The 515-nt window shown below is 72.2% G+C and carries 1 protein-coding gene; it reads left to right on the top strand.

The window, feature by feature from the left end; genetic code table 11:
- Positions 1–515 (top strand): tetratricopeptide repeat protein (locus CVM52_RS27370; protein ID WP_370741732.1); only part of this gene is annotated, 515 nt, incomplete at both ends.

The raw sequence follows: 515 nt of genomic DNA, 5'->3' as shown, positions 1-515 counted from the left end.
TCAGCCCCGACTACGCCGCGCTGATCGACCAGCTGCGCGCCACCGTGGCGCAACGGCCCGATGACCTTCAGGGCCAGGCGCTGCTGGCGCGGCACGAGGCGGCCAGCGGCAATGCCAAGGCGGCCTATCAGGCGCAGGCCCGCGTGCTGGAGCTTAAGGGCGAGGCCGCAACCGGCGCGGATTACGCCGCCTATGCCGACATGATGATCCTGGCCGCCGGCGGCTATGTCTCGCCCGAGGCCGAAGCGGCGCTGAGCGACGCATTGGCCCGCGACAGCCGGAACGGCGTTGCCCGCTATTACTGGGGCCTGATGCTGGCCCAGACCGGCCGCCCCGACCGCGCCTTCAATATCTGGAACCGGCTGATGGTGGAAAGCACGCCAGAGTCACCCTGGAACGCCCCGGTGCGCGCCCAGATCGTCGAGGTGGCGCGGCGTGCCGGGATCGCCTTCGACCTGCCGCCCGAACCCGCCCCCGGCCCGCGCGGCCCCAGCGCCGAGGATATCGCCGCGGCA

The organism is Pseudooceanicola lipolyticus (assembly GCF_002786325.1).
GTDB lineage: Bacteria > Pseudomonadota > Alphaproteobacteria > Rhodobacterales > Rhodobacteraceae > Pseudooceanicola_C > Pseudooceanicola_C lipolyticus.
Note: the sequence above shows the minus strand (reverse complement) of the source record. Positions and strands in the feature narration are given on the sequence as shown.